Genomic DNA, 18,860 nt, shown 5'->3' with positions numbered 1-18,860 from the left:
TTTTCACCCATTTCAACCATTAAGTATTGGCCCGCTTTAAAAGCGACCGGTGTTTCTGGGTGAAGTAGGATTTGGTAAGTGTTACAAGCCAAAGGCTCGATTGATTTCACTTTACATTTAATAGTCATGTTCTTCCTCTCACTAACCCTTAATCGGCAAAGGTTAGAACTAAATTACTTTCTGCAAATGCTTGGCAAGCAAAAATCCAACCTTGTAGCTGCTCTTTCTCTGTGAGCATGGGTTCAAGGTGGTAACTCACTTGGCCTTCTAATTTTTTGCACATACACATAGCGCATGCACCAACTTGGCAACGGTTTGGAAAATTGATATTGCTGTTGAGCGCAGCATCCAAAACCGTTTGCCCTTTTTCTACGGTAAAACTGATATTTTCTTGGTATAAGACTACTTGGAAGCTCATGAGATTCCTAGTTGTTCCCAGATGCTATCAATTTTTTTAACGACGTCTGGGTTCTTAGTGATTGGAACACCCCACTCACGCAGGCACTCACCTTCAAACTTGTTCGTCGCATCTAGACCCATTTTTGAGTGTCCAGTTTGGTTTTTCAGGAAGAACGTATCTCTTGCCGGATCCATTCTTGTAGTCACCGCCCAGATAATGTCGTTCCAGTCACTGACGTTAACGTCACTATCACACACGATGACAAACTTGTTCTCATCGAACTGAGACCAAACCGCTTCAACGATTTTCTTACCATTACCTGCAGCTTGCTTCTCGATAGACACAACGACCATGCACGCATTGTCATTCTGTAAGTGAATATCAATAATTTCAGAGAAGGTTTCAGTTAACTCAGCTAGGCAACCTTCAATATGCTGACGATCTATAGGTAAAGATTTAGCATCAGGTGATAATGCCAGTTCCGCATCCCACTTCTTAGTAATGTCTAAACCCATTTTTGAGCCTAAACCTACCACTGGCGATGCAAAGTCTAGTGAATCGATAGGTGTATTCTCTATCATCAAGCTATCACGAGACGGATCCATGTGTTCACACATGGCAGCGGTCACTTGAAACCAATCACGTGCGTTAACATCCTCATCGCATACCAAGACAAATTTTGTGTACATGAATTGGCGTAGGAAAGACCATACACCCATCATCACTCGCTTAGCGTGACCTGGGTATTGCTTCTTCATGGTCACGACCGCCATTCGGTACGAACAACCTTCAGGTGGCAAGTAGAAGTCTTCTATCTCTGGGAATTGCTTTTGAAGAATAGGAACAAACACTTCATTTAACGCAACACCTAATACCGCGGGCTCATCAGGTGGACGGCCAGTATAGGTACTGTGATAGATCGGATTCTCTCGCATGGTTACATGAGTAATAGTAAACACATGATGCTTTTCTTTCTCGTTGTAGTAACCAGTATGGTCTCCGTATGGCCCTTCGTCTGCGAACTCATTCGGGTCGATGTAACCTTCCATTACGATTTCAGCACTCGCTGGCACTTCTAAGTCGTTGCTGATTGATTTAACGACCTCAGTTTTGCTACCACGTAGTAAGCCAGCAAACGCGTATTCCGATAAGGTATCAGGAACTGGCGTAACGGCACCAAGAATGGTGGCAGGATCGGCACCAAACGCTACCGATACAGGGAATGGCTTGCCTGGGTTAGTTTCCATCCAATCACGTAGATCAAGCGCTCCACCGCGGTGGGCTAACCAACGCATGATGATTTTATTCTTACCGATCTTCTGTTGACGATAGATGCCTAAGTTTTGGCGTTTCTTGTTCGGGCCACGAGTAACCGTTAAGCCCCATGTTAGCAATGGCGCAACATCGTCTGCCCAACAGCTCATCACGGGGATTTTATCTAGGTCGACGTCATCACCCTGCCATACGATTTGTTGACAGGCAGCCTTACGAACACGCTTAGCTGGCATGTTTAAGACCTGCTTAAACACAGGCAGCTTATCGATAGCGTCTTTAAAGCCTTTTGGTGGCTCAGGTTCTTTTAAGTAAGCAAGCAGCTTGCCTACTTCGCGTAACTCTTTAACCTCTTGACGCCCCATACCAATGGCTACGCGATCAGGCGTACCGAATAGATTGGTCAAAACAGGCATGTCATAACCTACGGGGTTTTCAAATAAAAGAGCCGGGCCACCAGCACGTAGAGTACGGTCGCTAATCTCGGTCATTTCATAGTCTGGGTCGACGGGGTGAGGAATGCGTTTCAACTGACCAATGCTTTCAAGATGGTCGACAAAATCACGTAAATCTTTAAAACTCATAGGGCTTCTACATGCTGATTATTCTGCGCTCAGTATATCAAAAAGGGTGACGCTGAGATCCCCCTTTTTAGTGTGGTTATTGAGAGGCAAAATCCACTTTACGGTAATGCTTGCTCGATCAAAGAGCTCTTCACCTGAGGGTTATCATTCACAAGATCTTGCAACCAGCGCGTGTGACCTTGTTTGGCTAATTCACGGGCGACTAATGGCGCTTCATCGGCAATCGCCATCCTAGAGACAAGGAACTGCTTCACCTCTTCTGATAGCGGGTTCACCTTGGTAAGCAAAGTAATCGCTTCATCTTTCAAACGAGGATTCTTAGTCGCTGCCATTACCTGTTCCAACGCGAACGTTTGTTTAGTTTTAGCAAGTCGCTCTAACTCTGCTTGGCTATGATAATCGGCCTTCATTCGCCATAGAATCTTATAGACCTCAGGGTCTTCGCTCACTTGCGCTAATCGAACTACCACCTCGGTAGAGGGTAACCAGCTAACAATAGAAGATGCGGTGAGTTGCCTAGTCAGATAGTCGACCGCTTCAGGAGACAAACTGTCTAGCTCTCGAATTAGTAGCGCTTCTCGTGTTTGAACTTGATACTCAGGCCCTGACAACCACTCATTAAGGTTAAGTGTCTGCTTTTCTGCATCCAGTACAAACACCAGTGTCTTCTGGTCTTGGTGCCATTGCTTGATCAGTCGATTAGCAATCGAAGGGTAATTAAAAGCAGGTACCGTAAACTCGTAGCCATCCCCACGCTCTAATACTTGGTAGGTCGGCGTGATAGCGAGTTGCTGTTCTATGAAAATAGACATCTTAGGGGTGAGAACGATCTCTTGCTGTTCGATCTTCTTCAAGAGCCGGTAACGAGCCACCTCTTGCTGGGGAAATGTCAGACGCTCAAGCGAAAAGCGTAGCGAATTGACTTCGTCACGCACGACAAGCTCGAGTAATTCAGCAGTTTTCAGTTTTACTTGATCATTCTCAAGCCAAGACTCTACTGTAAGTGGAGACATCTCGGTGGCATAACTCATACCAACCGGTGAAAGTAACAGTGAAGTAGACAGGAGTAATGATGACAACAGTCCATGTTGCATTTTAACTTCCTCGTAACACTTTTGGCCATTCTGCAAGCTGTCGCTACAAAATGCAAATAAAAAGCGCCACCCGAAGGCAGCGCTTTTTAATAACTATAAGCTAATCAATACTACTGACGACGCATTGCGTCAAAGAACTCATCGTTCGTTTTAGTCATTGCTAGCTTGTCGATAAGGAATTCCATCGCATCGATTTCGCCCATTGGGTGAACAATCTTACGCAGAATCCACATCTTCTGTAGTTCATCGTTCTTGGTAAGAAGCTCTTCACGACGAGTACCAGATCGGTTGAAATCAATCGCTGGGAATACGCGTTTTTCAGCAATCTTACGGTTAAGGTGCAGTTCCATGTTACCTGTACCTTTGAATTCTTCGTAGATAACTTCATCCATCTTAGAACCAGTATCAACCAGTGCTGTTGCGATGATAGTTAAGCTACCGCCTTCTTCTACGTTACGTGCCGCACCGAAGAAACGCTTTGGACGATGTAGAGCATTCGCATCAACACCACCAGTAAGAACTTTACCTGATGAAGGAATCACAGTGTTGTAAGCACGAGCTAGACGAGTAATTGAATCCAGTAGGATAACCACGTCTTTCTTGTGTTCAACAAGACGCTTCGCCTTCTCGATTACCATTTCTGCTACTTGTACGTGGCGAGATGCTGGTTCATCAAACGTCGATGCGATTACTTCGCCTTTAACTAGGCGCTGCATTTCTGTTACTTCTTCTGGACGCTCATCGATAAGTAGAACCATTAGTTCACACTCAGGATGGTTACGGGCAATGCTTTGAGCAATATTTTGCAGAAGCATTGTCTTACCCGCTTTTGGCGGAGCAACAATCAGACCACGCTGACCTTTACCGATTGGAGAAGCAAGGTCAAGAATACGAGCTGTGATATCTTCAGTTGCACCATTACCCGCTTCCATCACCATACGTTCGTTGGCGTGAAGAGGAGTAAGGTTTTCGAAAAGAATCTTGTTACGAGCGTTATCTGGTTTATCGTAGTTAACCGTATTTACTTTAAGCAGAGCAAAGTAACGTTCGCCATCTTTAGGTGGACGGATTTTACCGCCAATAGAGTCACCTGTACGAAGGTTAAAACGACGAATCTGGCTCGGTGATACATAAATATCATCAGGACCAGCAAGGTATGAGCTGTCTGCGCTACGTAGGAAGCCAAAACCGTCTTGAAGAATTTCTAGAACACCATCACCAAAGATGTCCTCACCACTTTTTGCGTGTGCTTTAAGGATGGAGAAGATAATGTCTTGTTTTCTTAAGCGAGCTTGATTTTCAAGACCTAGGCTTTCGCTAAGTTTAACAAGTTCAGACACAGGTCTGTTCTTCAGTTCAGTAAGATTCATAGTGGTGGAAGTTTGTTTAGTCAAAATAGGGTCTGTTTTCTTAAGTTAAGAAGGATTTGGTCACAGGCTCGACCAAGAAGAGAATTTGTTCAATTAACGTGCGATAAATTAGCACTAAAACTAAGACTAGTCCATAGCTTAGAAAAAACAAAACCGCGCATTTGTTAACTGCGCGGTTTCTTTTCAAATACTCACCTGATTATAGGTTAGCGTCTAGGAACTCTTTAAGTTGAGTTTTAGACAATGCACCAACTTTAGTTGCTGCTACGCCACCGTCTTTGAAAAGAAGTAGCGTTGGAATACCGCGAATACCGAATTTTGGTGGAGTACCAGCATTTTGGTCGATATTTAATTTACCGATTGTGAGCTGACCTTCGTACTCGTTTGCGATTTCATCAAGAATCGGCGCAATCATTTTACATGGACCACACCATTCTGCCCAAAAATCAACAAGAACAGGGCCTGCAGCGTTGATTACATCGTTATCAAAACCGTCATCAGTTAGCTGCAAAATCTTATCACTCATCTTCCACTCCAATGTATTTTTTAGAACTGGTTGGATGATAACCAGTAAATAGATGCCCTATTGGAATGTATTTACTTTCGTATTGCAAGCTTAAGCTGATATTCTATAGCAATGAAAAAGACGCATATCACAGAGCAAAAGTTCGCCGACTTGGATTTACTTCCGCAAGTCATTGAAGGATTGGAGAAAAAAGGGTTCGACTATTGTACCCCTATCCAAGCCTTGGCGCTCCCGGTACTGCTCACCGGCCAAGACATTGCAGGCCAGGCCCAAACGGGTACTGGTAAAACGCTTGCGTTTCTTACTGCTACTTTTAATCACCTGCTAAAAACACCTGAGCATGAAGGCCGTAAGCCTAACCAGCCACGTGCGATTATTATGGCACCAACGCGTGAACTCGCGATTCAGATCTACAATGATGCTGACTCTCTGGTTGCAAGCACAGGTATCAAGGCAGCATTAGCTTACGGTGGCGAAAGCTACGATAAGCAACTAGGTAAGATCGAAGAAGGCGCTGATATCTTAATTGGTACGACTGGCCGCATCATCGATTTCTACAAGCAAAAGGTATTTAACCTTAACCACATTCAAGCAGTTGTTCTTGACGAAGCTGATCGCATGTTCGATCTTGGTTTCATCAAAGACATCCGCTTCTTGTTCCGTCGTATGCCTGAGCCAAAAGATCGTCTGAACATGCTGTTCTCTGCGACGCTGTCTTACCGCGTACAAGAACTTGCATTCGAACACATGCACAACCCAGAGCATGTCGTTGTTGAACCTGAGCGTAAGACTGGTCACCGTATTCAAGAAGAGCTGTTCTACCCTTCTAACGAACATAAGATGGCTCTTCTACAAACATTAATCGAAGAAGAGTGGCCAGATCGCGCAATCATCTTCGCTAACACTAAGCACAAGTGTGAATCAGTTTGGGGCCACTTGGCTGCCGATGGTCACCGTGTTGGCCTACTAACCGGCGATGTTCCTCAGAAGAAACGTGAAAAGATTCTTGAGCAATTCACTAAAGGTGATGTTGACCTGCTTGTCGCAACGGATGTTGCAGCACGTGGCCTACACATCCCTCAAGTAACACACGTATTCAACTTTGACCTACCTGACGATTGTGAAGATTACGTTCACCGTATCGGCCGTACAGGTCGTGCTGGTGAAAGCGGTCACTCGATCAGCTTTGCTTGTGAAGATTACGCAATCAACTTGCCACCAATCGAAGAATACATTGAGCACGCTATCCCAATGTCTGACTACGATGCTTCTGCACTACTGGAAGATCTGCCAGCACCGATGCGCTTACGTACACGTAACCCGCAACAACGTCGCTCAAACAACAATGGCCCACGCAACGGTAACCGTAAACCAAACCAGAACCGTCGCCCACGCCAACCGCGTCATAACAAGGAAGCTTAGTCGCTTATGAGTCAAACAGTGTCACCACCGCTTTATGCTGCAATCGACCTCGGGTCGAACAGTTTTCATATGCTCGTTGTGCGTCATATCGATGGCAGCGTACAAACCATGGCTAAAATTAAGCGCAAAGTTCGTTTAGCTGCAGGCTTAGATGAAAATAATGCGCTTAGTACTGAAGCCATGCAGCGCGGTTGGGACTGTTTGAGTCTCTTTGCAGAGCGACTGCAAGATATTCCGAAAGAAAATATCCGCATTGTTGGTACAGCGACCCTACGTACCGCTATCAATGTGGATATATTTCTCGCGAAAGCGAACCAGATCCTTGGTTACGACATCAATGTTATCTCTGGTGAAGAAGAAGCTGCGACTATCTATAAAGGCGTAGCACACACTTCTGGTGGCAGCGGCCGCCGACTAGTGGTTGATATTGGTGGTGCAAGTACCGAGATGATCATCGGTGAAGGTTTCTCAGCCAAAGCCTTAACCAGCCTAAAGATGGGTTGTGTTACTTGGCTTGAACGCCACTTTAAAGATCGCCAATTAACCGCAACCAACTTCAACAATGCCATTGAAGCGGCTAAGTCTACGTTAGCTCCTATCCTAGATAGCTACACTGATATCGGGTGGGATGTGTGTGTTGGCGCCAGTGGTACCGTTCAAGCGCTGCAAGAAATCATGTTGGCGCAAGGCATGGATGAAGTTATTACTCATGCCAAACTCAAGCGTCTACAAAAACAAGCGATGATTACAGAGCGCTTAGAAGAGCTTGAGATTGAAGGCTTAACCCTTGAGCGCGCACTAGTGTTCCCAAGTGGTCTTTCTATTCTTATCGCGATTTTTGAGCTGCTTGAAATTGATTCAATGACACTCGCTGGCGGCGCACTCCGTGAAGGTCTCGCCTACGAGATGGTTGATGAGTTTCGCCAAGAAGATATTCGCGCTCGTACCATTAAGAGCGTGCAATCACGCTACCAAATGGACGTAAGCTACAGTGAACAAGTTGCTGTAGTCGCACAGACTCTATTAGAGCAAGCGGGCGCCGAAACGTGGGTTTCTGAACCTCAAGCAGGTGTGCTATTACAAACAGCGGCGAAGCTTCATGAGATTGGTTTAACAATCGATTTCAAAAAAGGCGGCGAGCACAGTGCTTACCTACTGCAGAACTTAGACCTACCAGGCTTTACTCGAGCGCAAAAGCACTGCTTGGGTGAGTTAACACGTCGCTACCGCGAACAGTTAACTTCATTGCCTGAGCAACATGCAATCTCAGGTACCAGCAGCAAGCGTATTTTACGAATTCTGCGTTTAGCTATTTTGTTGACTCACCGTCGTAATCCAGCGCTTGAGCCTGAGTTCAAGCTGACGACGGATGACAACAATCTGACCTTGACGCTTTCTAAGCAATGGCTAGCAGACAACCCGCTGACCGCTGCTGAGCTAGAGATCGAGTCGAATAGACAAACCGATATTGGCTGGCCATTGAATATTGAATGCCTCTGATATTAGTATCTGACGCTAGAAATTAAAAAAGCCCAAGTTAGTCTACTAACTTGGGCTTTTTCTCATCGCTGCATTAATGCTTTGCGTTACAAATCTAAACTTAAGCGTTAACGCCCGTTGCTTTAAAGTCAGGGTTCACAGCGGTTAACTTCTTAACCACGTAATTTAGAAGTACACCGTACATTGGAACAAACAAACCTAAGCTGATGATAAGCTTGAATCCGTAGTCGACCAACGCAATTTCAGTCCAGTGCTCAGCCATGAATGGATCTGGGCTTTGGTAGAAAGCAATCGCAAAGAACGCGATGGTATCAATGGCATTACCGAATAACGTTGAACACGTTGGCGCAACCCACCATTGCTTCATTTGGCGTAAGCGGTTGAACACATGCACATCCAAGATCTGACCAAGCAAATAAGCCATGAAGCTTGCCGCTGCGATGCGTGCAACAAACAAGTTGAACTCGCCTAGTTGGCTAAAGCCTTGGAATGAACCTTCAAAGAACACCACAGACAATAAATAAGAAACGGCCAGCGCTGGTAACATCACTAAGAAAATGATTTTACGAGCAAGCTGCGCGCCAAAAATACGTACGGTCAGGTCTGTCGCTAGAAAGATAAACGGGAAAGTGAAAGCACCCCAAGTGGTGTGCATACCGAAGACGGTAAAAGGTAGCTGAACCAAATAATTGCTTGATGCAATAATGATCAAATGGAACAAAACTAATAGTGCTAGGGCTTTGCGCTGTTGCGCAGGGGTAAAGTTACTCATGCTGTACCTTTTTAGTTTGGTTTGGGGGTGAGGGAACCCAAATCGAGTCATTTCTTCGAATAATCCAAGAAAGCTCTTACCAATAATGTGAATTAAAAATGTTTCTATAATTTGCTCTATTGAGCGGCGGGCGATTATACATTAATCAATATTGGCTGCAACGGTGAGAACAAACGCAAACGTTTATCCTCACTTTTATTGATGAATGACGTTAGAAGCCAAGTTTTAAGAGCCAGGTTTCATAAGCCATGTTAAAAGCTAGAAACCACGCTTAAAAAGCGCCGCGAGGTAATCAAACTCTTCTCGACTTTCTTCAGCGTTTAACGACTCAAACCAAATGGACTCGCTGTAATGTTCAGACTTTAAAAACATCCGACAGTCTTCAAAATCAATCAGCCAAGAGTGCATGTCAGCGTCCCATTGCTTTTCAACCACAGAAGCGGACAACAATGCCACCAGCTTTTCACCTAGCTCTTCATAAGAATCAAAATCAAAGCTTGGAGACGTAATCAATAAACGCCCTTCCTCAGCCAAATACTCTCTTAAGCCAAATTCTGTTGGTGTTGTCATGTCCCTATCAACCTTATTCTTGTTCTATGATCCAATCGTTTTTATAAACGATGACTTATCTGAAAACGATCCTGAAAATTAGCCGTGTGTCGTGATGTATTCTTGAATCAAATCTAAGAATGGATCAGCGTACTTATCGAGTTTACGCTGACCAACACCATTCACAGCCAACATCTCGCCATAAGATGTGGGTAGGATTTCAGCCATATCAATTAAGGTCGCATCACTGAATACCACATAAGGCGGTAAGCCATCTTCATCAGCAATCGACTTACGCAGCTTACGCAGCTTGGCAAACAGCTTCTTATCGTAATTCTTGCTGCTCAGTTTATCGGACTTAGCATTACGCACCGCTGTATCCAAACGAGGCACCGCCAATTCCAAAGACATCTCACCGCGCAGCAGCGGGCGTGCCTCTTCAGTCAACTGTAAGGTTGAGTTACGAGTGATGTTTTGGAACAACAAACCTTTATGGATTAACTGACGGAAGATACTGATCCAGTAATCATGGCTGTGGTCGCGGCCAATGCCATAGGTAGAGAGCTTGTCATGACCATTATCGCGGACACGGATGTTCTGCATACCGCGCATCACTTCCACCACATAGCCCATACCAAATGACTGATTAACGCGGTACACACAAGACAACGCCTTCTGTGCCTCTTGGGTCGCATCAAAGTGTTTTGGTGGATCTAAGCAGATATCGCAGTTACCACATTGCTTTTCGCGATATTCGCCAAAATAGTTCAATAGAACCTGACGACGACAGGTTTGCGCTTCGGCAAAGGCACTCATCGCGTTCAGCTTGTGCATCTCGACTTGTTTCTGTGGGCCTTCTTCTTTCTCATCCAGCATGCGACGCAGCCAACCCATATCAGCAGGGTCAAACAGCATCATTGCTTCAGCAGGCAAGCCATCACGACCCGCACGGCCAGTCTCTTGATAATAAGATTCGATATTACGTGGAATATCAAAGTGCACCACAAAGCGTACGTTAGGTTTATTGATGCCCATACCAAACGCCACAGTCGCCACAACGATCTGAACATCATCACGCTGGAAAGCTTCTTGAACGTAAGCACGTTCGTCGGTATCCATGCCGGCATGGTAACCCGCAGCGCGAATACCGTTATTGCACAGCTTCTCGGTCACCATCTCCACTTTCTTGCGACTACCACAGTAGATGATGCCGCAATTGCCTTTCTGTGTTTCTAGGTAGCGAACCACCTGTGACACGGGCTTGTGCTTCTCAACCAAGTTGTAGCGAATATTAGGGCGATCGAAGCTGCCTAAGTGCGTGTGTGGATCCACCAACTGCAAGCGCGAGATAATATCTTTACGAGTCGCATCATCGGCAGTTGCCGTTAGCGCCATGTAAGGTACATGTGGGAAATACTGTTTAAGCTGACCTAATGATGCATATTCAGGGCGGAAATCGTGCCCCCACTGAGAGATACAGTGCGCTTCATCGACCGCAATCATCGAAAGCGGTAAGCCTTGTAGACGCTCGATAAAGTCACGCATCAACACGCGCTCTGGCGAGACATACACCATTTTCAACTGACCTGAGTTCATACGATTAAAGACCGAGATCAGATTCTCACGCGGCATTGACGAGTTAATGCACTCTGCCGCGACACCGTTGGCTTTCAACTGATCAACTTGGTCTTTCATCAACGAAATCAGCGGTGAGATAACCAGAGTCAGCCCTTCACGAACCAAAGCCGGGATTTGGTAACACAGAGATTTACCGCCACCGGTTGGCATAATCACCAAGCTGTCTTTGCCCTCAACGGCCAAATCAATGACCTCTTGCTGACCATCGCGAAAGCTTTGATAGCCGAACACATCTTGCAAGATGGTTTGCGCATCATTCGCGGGAGTTGGTATTTGCTCAGCAATCAGAGTGGCGGTCATTATGGTTCCTAATCGAGGTATGAAATCAGCAAGCATCTTCGGCAAGCAAGTCGCACATTGTAGAGGGGAACGCTGGCGAATTAAACCGCAAATTGTTAGGTGAAAAGGGTTATCGCTCCTATACTGACCAACTCTCTTATAAATCTTATTAATAAGCACTCAGTGCTAGAGAAAGATGCATGACACAGGAAGAACAACAACGTACGCGCCAGGGAGTTTTGCTTGCCGTCGGCGCCTACACCATGTGGGGGATCGCCCCTATATATTTCAAATCTTTAAGTGATGTTTCCCCGTTAGAGATCCTTAGCCACCGTGTAGTATGGTCCTTTTTCCTACTCGCTTTCTTACTGCACATTGGCCGCAGCTGGCGTAAAGTCCGCGACACCCTGACCTCGAAACCAAAAATGCTCTATTTGGTGGCGACGTCTATTTTGGTGGGCGCTAACTGGCTTATTTTTATTTGGGCGGTGAATTCCAATCACATGCTTGATGCCAGCTTGGGGTATTACATCAACCCACTGATTAACGTGTTGCTCGGGATGCTCTTCCTCGGCGAACGCTTACGTAAGCTGCAATGGTTTGCAGTGGCTCTTGCTGCGATTGGCGTATTAATCCAATTAATTGCCTTCGGTTCAGTGCCGATCGTCGCCATTGCCCTAGCCTTTAGCTTCGGTTTTTATGGCTTACTGCGTAAAAAGGTGAGCTTAGAAGCGCAAACAGGTTTGTTCATTGAGACTCTGGTTATGTTGCCTCTCGCAGCAACGTACCTACTATTTATTGCTGATAGCCCAACCTCGGACTTCTCGATGAACCCGATGCAACTCAATCTATTATTGGTTGCGGCTGGTGTTATTACCACCATTCCACTGCTGTGCTTTACTGGCGCTGCAACACGCTTGAAGCTATCGACCCTCGGCTTCTTCCAGTACATTGGACCAAGCTTAATGTTCTTGTTAGCGGTGCTGATTTATGGCGAAGCGTTTACCAGTGACAAAGCGATTACCTTCGCCTTTATTTGGGGAGCGTTGGTGATATTCAGCTTTGACGGTCTGCGTAACAACAGAAAGAACAAACGCGCTAAGCAGTAACACTGATCGTTTTTTACAAGACAATCCCTTAATACGAAGATAAGCTTGGTTGAATTGATGACTATTTGACCAAGCTTTTTGTACCATGGATAAAGTCCACTATTACTCTACCCCAACAGAAGATATCAGCCTGATCCAAGCTCAATACCAAGAGTTTGCTTTCCAGCGCCACTATCATTTGGACTTTCACATTGGTTTAATTACCCAAGGACAGCAGAAATTCGTCTATCAAGGGACGAGCCATAATGTTGGTGCTGGCCAAGTTGTTATCATGCCACCCGATGAGCTGCATGATGGGCACTCCAAACTCGATTCGGGTTATCAAGTCAGTGTGTTTGCGGTATCTCCCCAATGGTTTCAAGATCTTGCCGATCCCAAGAAGAATGGTCACACATTAGGCTTTTCTGAGTTGATCCTCTCCGATCAAGCTGCATTTTCACAATTACGCAACTTACACGGCCTATTAATCCATCAAAACATCAGCCAGCTCGCTCAAGATTGCTTACCTTTCGAAGGGTTCTCGACGATTGTCGATCGTTATGCGAAATTTGGATCGAAGAGTGACATCAAACTGGGTAATCAATCGATTGATACGCTCAAAGACTATTTAATGGCGAATTTGGATCAACCAGTGCGATTAGAGCAACTGTCTGAGCTGTGCGGCTTAACCACAACTCAATTCCAACGCCATTTTAAAAACAGAATGGGGATTACGCCTTATGCATGGCTGAGCCGTTTACGTATGGAACAGAGCATGCGTCTGATTAAGTCTGGGATATGTGGTACCAAGGTCGCGCACCAAGTAGGCTTCTATGATCAAGCACACTTCTCTAAGGCTTTCAAAACCACATTCGGTGTACCACCCTCACAAATCAACTAAGTGTTGATAATTTACAATTGCTCGATTTCAAATCACGGTAAGCTACGCTCAATACGATTACTTATTTAAAAATAGCGGCAACGTTATTGAGAACTGACGATGAACGAAGTCACCATACTAATCACCCTAGCCTCTATCCACTTCATCGCTTTGATGAGCCCCGGCCCTGATTTTGCGTTAGTCGTGCAAAATGCGACGCGTCACGGACGCCAGACAGGCTTGTACATTGCGCTTGGTTTATCTTGCGGGATCTTGCTGCACTCATTGCTGAGCCTGACGGGAATCAGTTACCTAGTCCACCAACAACCCACATTATTTGCCATTATCCAACTAGCCGGCGGTAGCTACTTACTGTACTTAGGTTACGGAGCACTTAAAGCAACCTGGCAAATCATTCAGAACCACGATGATGATGCCGATACCGTCAATTCCAACGATCTGATTCTGACCAATAAGCGTCAGGCATTTTCGAAAGGGTTTGCGACCAATATTCTCAACCCAAAGGCTTTGGTGTTCTTTATTAGCTTGATGTCGAGCCTAGTGCCTGCCGACATGTCTCTGTCAGGCAAAGGCTTTGCCCTGATCATCTTATTTGGTCTGTCTCTGTTTTGGTTCTCACTGCTGGCGTGGATGCTTTCAACCAAAACACTGCAGAAGAAACTCAGCGAAGCGACCGTTTACATCGATGGCTTGTGTGGTGTGTTATTCAGCCTTATTGGCGCAAGTATTCTTTGGCAGTCACTGTCCGGTTTAATCGCTTAAATTCGAATCAAGATTACAATTCGTTAACAACGCTCTGGCTATCTCATCTTTCCACTGCCAATCTAGCTCTGCATATTAAAAGGAGAAGATCATGCAGTGGAAAACAAAACTAACAACCCTCGCCACTTCTACCCTACTTTTTGCCTCTCACGTCAGTTGGGCAAATCAAGCTGCCGATTCCGTCGCACCCGAACAAAGTAGTGGTTTAGAAACCAAACAACTCATCAAAGCCAATGACTGGATGGTCACCGCGGCCAACCCTCTTGCAACACAGGCTGGTGCTGATGTGCTTGCTCGTGGTGGTAACGCCATTGATGCCATGGTAGCGGTTCAGCTCATGCTTGGCTTAGTAGAACCTCAGTCTTCAGGTATTGGTGGTGGTGCGTTCCTTGTTTATTTTGATGGCAAGGACAAGCAACTCAAAACCTACGATGGTCGTGAAACTGCACCACTTGATGCCACACCACGTCTATTCCAAGACAAAAACGGACAACCGCTTAAATTCTATGATGCAGTGGTTGGTGGTCGCTCAGTTGCGACACCGGGCACGGTGCAATTGCTGTGGGACACTCACCAGGAATACGGAAAACTCGAATGGGCATCACTGATTAAGCCCATCGCTCAGCTAGCTGAAGAAGGTTTTACCATCAGCCCACGTTTAGCTACCTTGATCGAGAATGACCAACAGCGACTAAGCCGATTTGCGACAACTAAAGCCTACTTCTTCAATGCCGATGGCAGCCCGAAAACAGCGGGGACTCAACTTAAGAACCCAGAATACGCGGCAACGTTAAACGCTATCTCGAAGAACGGTGCTAAGGCCTTCTATCAAGGTGAGATCTCTGCCGACATCATTAATACTGTGCAAACAGCCAAAGGTAACCCTGGCGTATTAGCGCAGAAAGATTTCGACGCGTATTCAATTAAGCAACGTGAGCCAGTTTGTTCTGCTTATGAAAGCTATCAAGTATGTGGAATGGGACCACCAAGTTCAGGTGCATTAACGGTTGGGCAGATCTTAGCGATGACCGAGCAGTTTGATCTTAAATCATGGGGACCAAACAACGCGAAATCTTGGCAAGTGTTAGCAGACGCTTCTCGCCTAGCCTTTGCAGACCGTGGTATGTATATGGCCGATCAAGATTACGTGCCAATGCCAACCCAAGGGTTAGTCAATACTGACTATTTGCAGGAACGTGCTCAGTTAATTACCGCAGGTAAGGCACTATCAAGCGCACCTTCAGGCACACCACCGTGGGATCATGCCATGCTGCGCAGTCAAGATGTTTCTATTGAATTGCCGTCCACCAGCCACTTCAATATCGTCGATAGCGATGGCAATGTCGTTTCGATGACCACCACCATTGAGAATGCCTTTGGTTCACGCTTGATGGTGAGAGGCTTCCTACTCAATAACGAACTAACGGACTTCTCATTCAAGACCCACAACGATGGTAAGCCTATCGCCAACCGACTTGAACCGGGTAAGCGTCCGCGCTCTTCAATGGCACCGACCATCATCATGCAAGACGATAAACCTTACATGGCAATTGGCTCTCCGGGCGGCAGCCGTATCATAGGTTATGTGGCACAAGCGATCATTGCGCATACCCAATGGGACATGGATATTCAGCAAGCCATCAACCAACCGCACTTCCTAAACCGCTTCGGTACCTTAGATTTGGAAAAAGGAACATCGGCGGAAAACTTCAAACCTGAGCTAGAAAAGATGGGATTTGAAGTAAACGTTCGCGATCTTAACTCTGGTTTACACGCGATTCGCATCACAAAAGATGGTTTAGAAGGCGCAGCAGACCCTCGTCGTGAAGGTGCAGCCATTGGTCAGTAGGGAATAATCCTCCCTTTTTACTCGCGGCCTTGTGCGAGATCTCTCACAAGGCAGTGAGTAAATATCGATATTTAATGACGAAATTAGTCACCTCGATACCGTAACCAATTGAAATAAAACGATACGTACATTTATCATTCAAATAATTATATAGAAATTCGCTTATGCACCATTGCTGATAAATAAGGAATCGGTAATATGAATGGTGTCGGAAGGATGCTGACACGGAACAGGAAACGCCAAGGACTTGGTTATCTTCAGGATGAAGATTCGATTACTCAGGATGAATAATCGGCATGGATAGCGAAATGGACATTGAATGGACGCAATAGTAACTAGGATGGTTGCTACTAAGGAAAGACAATGGACACCTCTGGACGAGGAAAGGACTGAACATCAGGATGATGTAAAGGACACCGCTCAAGGAACAAGTGACGCGCGCTAACGAGGATTGTTGGCAGATCAGGATAAGATCAAGGACACCGCTAGGAAGGCGACGAAAGGAATACGCTGAAGGATAACAGCACACTATCATGGATTTGATGCATGGAGCACACTTAGTAGCCGGATTGCTGCGAGTAAGACTATAGACCCCGATGAGCGCAAGCTCTCGGGGTTTTTCTTTATCTGTCGTTTCACTTATTCCTCTCTCAAACAAATAAATCAAAGACCTTTAATTACAATTCTGACATTTAAAGCATTCACTTCTTAACCACTTCCGAGTAACGTAAGTCTTACTAGGCTCAACTAGTTTCATAACCATAATTAAACTAAGGACAAATTCATGTCACACGTTACCTTCAAAGGCGCTGCTGTACCACTAACAGGCACATTCCCACAAACTGGCGAACAAGCACCAAGCTTTGCACTAACTGCAGGCGATCTTTCTGAACTGACTCTTGCTTCTCTTGAAGGCAAGAAAGTGGTTCTAAACATCTTCCCAAGCATCGACACAGCAACTTGTGCAACGAGCGTACGTACGTTCAACGCAAAAGCAGCAGAACTTGAGAACACGGTTGTTGTTTGTATTTCTGCTGACCTACCGTTTGCTGCGGGTCGCTTCTGCGAACTAGAAGGCATTGAAGGCGTTCAACACGCCTCAACTTTCCGTTCTCCTGCGTTTGCATCAGATTACGGCGTAGCGATCGCTGAAGGCCCACTATCAGGCCTAACAACACGTGCGGTTGTCGTTGTTGATGAAAAAGGTGTGGTAACACACAGCGAGTTGGTTGCTGAGATCACTGAAGAACCAAACTACGAAGCGGCACTTGCAGTACTGTAAGTATCCTTTCTAGGCAGGAATGCCTTAAGCTCGATTCAGCCTATTTAGACTGGTTCCGAGCAATAAAAAGAGCAGCCATTGGCTGCTCTTTCTGTTTTTAATGCGGATTACTTTTAAATGCAGAACGAGGTTTTAAAAACCAAACTGCTTTCTAAATACCGAAGTAGCAGATTAAAGCTGCTCTAATCGAGCATAAGCCGTTACTAACCACTTAATCCCTTCACCGTTAAACGCAACTTGAACTCGGCTTTGTGGGCCGCTTCCCTCGAAGTTGATGATGGTACCTTCACCAAACTTAGGGTGCTTAACGCGAGAACCCAAACTAAAACCTGTTTCATTGAAGTTCTCTTTCACGGCGGTTTGGCTAAAGCGACCACTGCTTGCAGGGCGGCTCACTTGCGCTTTCATACGAACTTCATCCAGACATGTCTCTGGTAGCTCACGAATAAAACGAGATGGCTTGTGATACTTGTCTTGACCGTACAAACGACGCATTTCAGCGTAAGTGATGTAGAGCTTCTCCATCGCACGGGTCATGCCGACGTAACACAGACGACGTTCTTCCTCTAAACGCCCCGCTTCTTCTGCAGACATCTGGCTTGGGAACATACCTTCTTCAACGCCAACCATGAATACCATTGGGAACTCTAGGCCTTTGGCACTGTGCAGAGTCATGAGCTGAACCGCATCATCAAATTCATCAGCCTGACCTTCACCCGCTTCCAAAGCCGCATGAGTTAAGAATGCCGTTAGCATGCTCATTTCATCCGCTTCTTCTGGTTTTTCAAACTGACGCGTTGCCGTTACCAATTCTTCCAAGTTCTCAATACGTGCCTTCGACTTCTCGCCTTTCTCTTGCTCGTACATCGCAAACAAGCCCGACGATTTGATCACGTGGTCGGTTTGCTCATGAAGTCTCAGTTCTATGGTGTCATCTTCAAGTGCATTGATAAGTTCAATAAAGCGGCTCAAAGCACCCGCAGCACGGCCTGGCAACACTTGTTCTTCTATCAGAGCAACACTGGCTTCCCACATGGTTGCACCACGATCACGCGCTGCAAGACGAATCGTTTCTAACGTTTTATCACCCAAGCCACGAGTCGGCGTATTAACGACACGTTCGAATGCCGCATCATTGCTGCGGTTACTCATTAAGCGCAGGTAGCTCAAAGCATCTCTGATTTCCTGACGCTCGAAGAATCGCATGCCACCGTAGATTCGGTAAGGCAGACCACCTTGGATAAGCGCTTCTTCAAGCACACGAGATTGGGCGTTATTACGATAAAGCATCGCGGTATCTTCTAACGCACCGCCTTTCTCTTGCCACTCTTTGATTTTGCTGACCGTGAAGCGCGCTTCATCTAACTCGTTATAAGCTGAGTAAACAGAGATTGGCTCGCCATCGTTGCCATCAGTCCACAGCTCTTTACCCATACGCTCAGTGTTGTTCGAGATAAGCTCATTCGACGCCTGAAGAATGGTTTTGGTTGAACGGTAGTTTTGTTCGAGTCGAACCGTTGAAGCACCTGGGAATTCATCCAAGAACTTCTGAATATTTTCAATTTTAGCACC

The 18,860-nt window shown here is 45.9% G+C and carries 16 protein-coding genes and 1 pseudogene; 7 read left to right on the top strand and 10 right to left on the bottom strand.

The window, feature by feature from the left end:
• From fre to trxA, 6 genes and pseudogenes are all read right to left on the bottom strand, one after another.
• Positions 1–128: pseudogene (gene fre, locus AB4232_RS17885) on the bottom strand (NAD(P)H-flavin reductase); the annotation flags it as partial.
• Between the two features lie 20 nt (positions 129–148).
• Positions 149–418 carry a 2Fe-2S iron-sulfur cluster-binding protein gene (locus tag AB4232_RS17880; RefSeq protein WP_372087665.1) on the bottom strand — a complete coding sequence of 90 codons (270 nt, stop codon included), beginning with the start codon at positions 416–418 and terminating at the stop codon, positions 149–151.
• The gene (gene ubiD / locus AB4232_RS17875) at positions 415–2,256 is read right to left on the bottom strand and encodes a 4-hydroxy-3-polyprenylbenzoate decarboxylase (protein ID WP_372087664.1); all 1,842 of its coding nucleotides are present in this window, start codon (positions 2,254–2,256) and stop codon (positions 415–417) included. The genes AB4232_RS17880 and ubiD overlap by 4 nt, the downstream gene beginning before the upstream one ends.
• Positions 2,257–2,354: 98 nt before the next feature.
• A complete protein-coding gene (locus AB4232_RS17870) occupies positions 2,355–3,350 on the bottom strand; it encodes a hypothetical protein (protein WP_371703092.1) in 996 nt (331 codons plus the stop codon).
• Positions 3,351–3,460: 110 nt separating this feature from the next.
• Entirely contained in the window at positions 3,461–4,720 is a 1,260-nt protein-coding gene (gene rho / locus AB4232_RS17865) for a transcription termination factor Rho (RefSeq protein ID WP_009848197.1), read from the bottom strand.
• A 199-nt stretch (positions 4,721–4,919) separates the two neighbouring features.
• Positions 4,920–5,246, bottom strand: coding sequence for a thioredoxin TrxA (gene trxA / locus AB4232_RS17860; RefSeq protein WP_009848196.1), 327 nt, complete (start codon positions 5,244–5,246; stop codon positions 4,920–4,922).
• 111 nt (positions 5,247–5,357) lie between these two features.
• Between trxA and rhlB the strand changes: the two genes are divergently transcribed.
• A complete protein-coding gene (gene rhlB / locus AB4232_RS17855) occupies positions 5,358–6,668 on the top strand; it encodes an ATP-dependent RNA helicase RhlB (protein ID WP_009848195.1) in 1,311 nt (436 codons plus the stop codon).
• Between the two features lie 6 nt (positions 6,669–6,674).
• Entirely contained in the window at positions 6,675–8,168 is a 1,494-nt protein-coding gene (gene gppA, locus AB4232_RS17850) for a guanosine-5'-triphosphate,3'-diphosphate diphosphatase (RefSeq protein ID WP_372087663.1), read from the top strand.
• Positions 8,169–8,268: 100 nt separating this feature from the next.
• Here gppA and AB4232_RS17845 read toward each other — a convergent pair whose 3' ends face one another.
• From AB4232_RS17845 to recQ, 3 genes are all read right to left on the bottom strand, one after another.
• The gene (locus AB4232_RS17845; protein WP_009848193.1) at positions 8,269–8,940 is read right to left on the bottom strand and encodes a 7-cyano-7-deazaguanine/7-aminomethyl-7-deazaguanine transporter; all 672 of its coding nucleotides are present in this window, start codon (positions 8,938–8,940) and stop codon (positions 8,269–8,271) included.
• Positions 8,941–9,198: 258 nt separating this feature from the next.
• Positions 9,199–9,510 carry a DUF3630 family protein gene (locus AB4232_RS17840; RefSeq protein WP_372087662.1) on the bottom strand — a complete coding sequence of 104 codons (312 nt, stop codon included), beginning with the start codon at positions 9,508–9,510 and terminating at the stop codon, positions 9,199–9,201.
• A 78-nt stretch (positions 9,511–9,588) separates the two neighbouring features.
• Positions 9,589–11,427 (bottom strand): ATP-dependent DNA helicase RecQ, encoded by a 1,839-nt coding sequence (gene recQ / locus AB4232_RS17835; protein ID WP_372087661.1) that lies wholly within the window; start codon positions 11,425–11,427, stop codon positions 9,589–9,591.
• 179 nt (positions 11,428–11,606) lie between these two features.
• On the opposite strand from recQ, the gene rarD reads away from it, so the two are divergent.
• The 5 genes from rarD to tpx all read left to right on the top strand — a co-directional run bounded on the left by rarD (position 11,607) and on the right by tpx (position 17,288).
• The gene (gene rarD, locus AB4232_RS17830) at positions 11,607–12,515 is read left to right on the top strand and encodes an EamA family transporter RarD (RefSeq protein WP_009848190.1); all 909 of its coding nucleotides are present in this window, start codon (positions 11,607–11,609) and stop codon (positions 12,513–12,515) included.
• 85 nt (positions 12,516–12,600) lie between these two features.
• On the top strand, positions 12,601–13,395 hold the full coding sequence (locus AB4232_RS17825) for an AraC family transcriptional regulator (protein ID WP_102445161.1): 795 nt from the start codon (positions 12,601–12,603) through the stop codon (positions 13,393–13,395).
• Between the two features lie 99 nt (positions 13,396–13,494).
• Positions 13,495–14,157, top strand: coding sequence for a LysE family translocator (locus tag AB4232_RS17820; protein ID WP_372087660.1), 663 nt, complete (start codon positions 13,495–13,497; stop codon positions 14,155–14,157).
• A gap of 91 nt (positions 14,158–14,248) precedes the next feature.
• Positions 14,249–16,006 (top strand): gamma-glutamyltransferase, encoded by a 1,758-nt coding sequence (gene ggt / locus AB4232_RS17815; RefSeq protein ID WP_372087659.1) that lies wholly within the window; start codon positions 14,249–14,251, stop codon positions 16,004–16,006.
• 784 nt (positions 16,007–16,790) lie between these two features.
• A complete protein-coding gene (gene tpx / locus AB4232_RS17810; protein ID WP_017090712.1) occupies positions 16,791–17,288 on the top strand; it encodes a thiol peroxidase in 498 nt (165 codons plus the stop codon).
• A gap of 171 nt (positions 17,289–17,459) precedes the next feature.
• On the opposite strand, the gene AB4232_RS17805 is transcribed toward tpx, so the two are convergent.
• Positions 17,460–18,860 (bottom strand): 3'-5' exonuclease (locus tag AB4232_RS17805; RefSeq protein WP_372087658.1); only part of this gene is annotated, 1,401 nt, incomplete at its 5' end.

It is taken from the genome of Vibrio sp. 10N.286.46.A8 (genome assembly GCF_041470165.1).
In the GTDB taxonomy this organism is placed as follows: Bacteria; Pseudomonadota; Gammaproteobacteria; order Enterobacterales; family Vibrionaceae; genus Vibrio; species Vibrio tasmaniensis_A.
Note: the sequence above shows the minus strand (reverse complement) of the source record. Positions and strands in the feature narration are given on the sequence as shown.

Bases quoted from the DNA above. Each gene is read 5' to 3' on its own strand.
- AB4232_RS17880 (WP_372087665.1), bottom strand. From the start codon at position 418: ATGAGCTTCCAAGTAGTCTTATACCAAGAAAATATCAGTTTTACCGTA.
- ubiD (WP_372087664.1), bottom strand. From the start codon at position 2,256: ATGAGTTTTAAAGATTTACGTGATTTTGTCGACCATCTTGAAAGCATT.
- AB4232_RS17870 (WP_371703092.1), bottom strand. From the start codon at position 3,350: ATGCAACATGGACTGTTGTCATCATTACTCCTGTCTACTTCACTGTTA.
- rho (WP_009848197.1), bottom strand. From the start codon at position 4,720: ATGAATCTTACTGAACTGAAGAACAGACCTGTGTCTGAACTTGTTAAA.
- trxA (WP_009848196.1), bottom strand. From the start codon at position 5,246: ATGAGTGATAAGATTTTGCAGCTAACTGATGACGGTTTTGATAACGAT.
- rhlB (WP_009848195.1), top strand. From the start codon at position 5,358: ATGAAAAAGACGCATATCACAGAGCAAAAGTTCGCCGACTTGGATTTA.
- gppA (WP_372087663.1), top strand. From the start codon at position 6,675: ATGAGTCAAACAGTGTCACCACCGCTTTATGCTGCAATCGACCTCGGG.
- AB4232_RS17845 (WP_009848193.1), bottom strand. From the start codon at position 8,940: ATGAGTAACTTTACCCCTGCGCAACAGCGCAAAGCCCTAGCACTATTA.
- AB4232_RS17840 (WP_372087662.1), bottom strand. From the start codon at position 9,510: ATGACAACACCAACAGAATTTGGCTTAAGAGAGTATTTGGCTGAGGAA.
- recQ (WP_372087661.1), bottom strand. From the start codon at position 11,427: ATGACCGCCACTCTGATTGCTGAGCAAATACCAACTCCCGCGAATGAT.
- rarD (WP_009848190.1), top strand. From the start codon at position 11,607: ATGACACAGGAAGAACAACAACGTACGCGCCAGGGAGTTTTGCTTGCC.
- AB4232_RS17825 (WP_102445161.1), top strand. From the start codon at position 12,601: ATGGATAAAGTCCACTATTACTCTACCCCAACAGAAGATATCAGCCTG.
- AB4232_RS17820 (WP_372087660.1), top strand. From the start codon at position 13,495: ATGAACGAAGTCACCATACTAATCACCCTAGCCTCTATCCACTTCATC.
- ggt (WP_372087659.1), top strand. From the start codon at position 14,249: ATGCAGTGGAAAACAAAACTAACAACCCTCGCCACTTCTACCCTACTT.
- tpx (WP_017090712.1), top strand. From the start codon at position 16,791: ATGTCACACGTTACCTTCAAAGGCGCTGCTGTACCACTAACAGGCACA.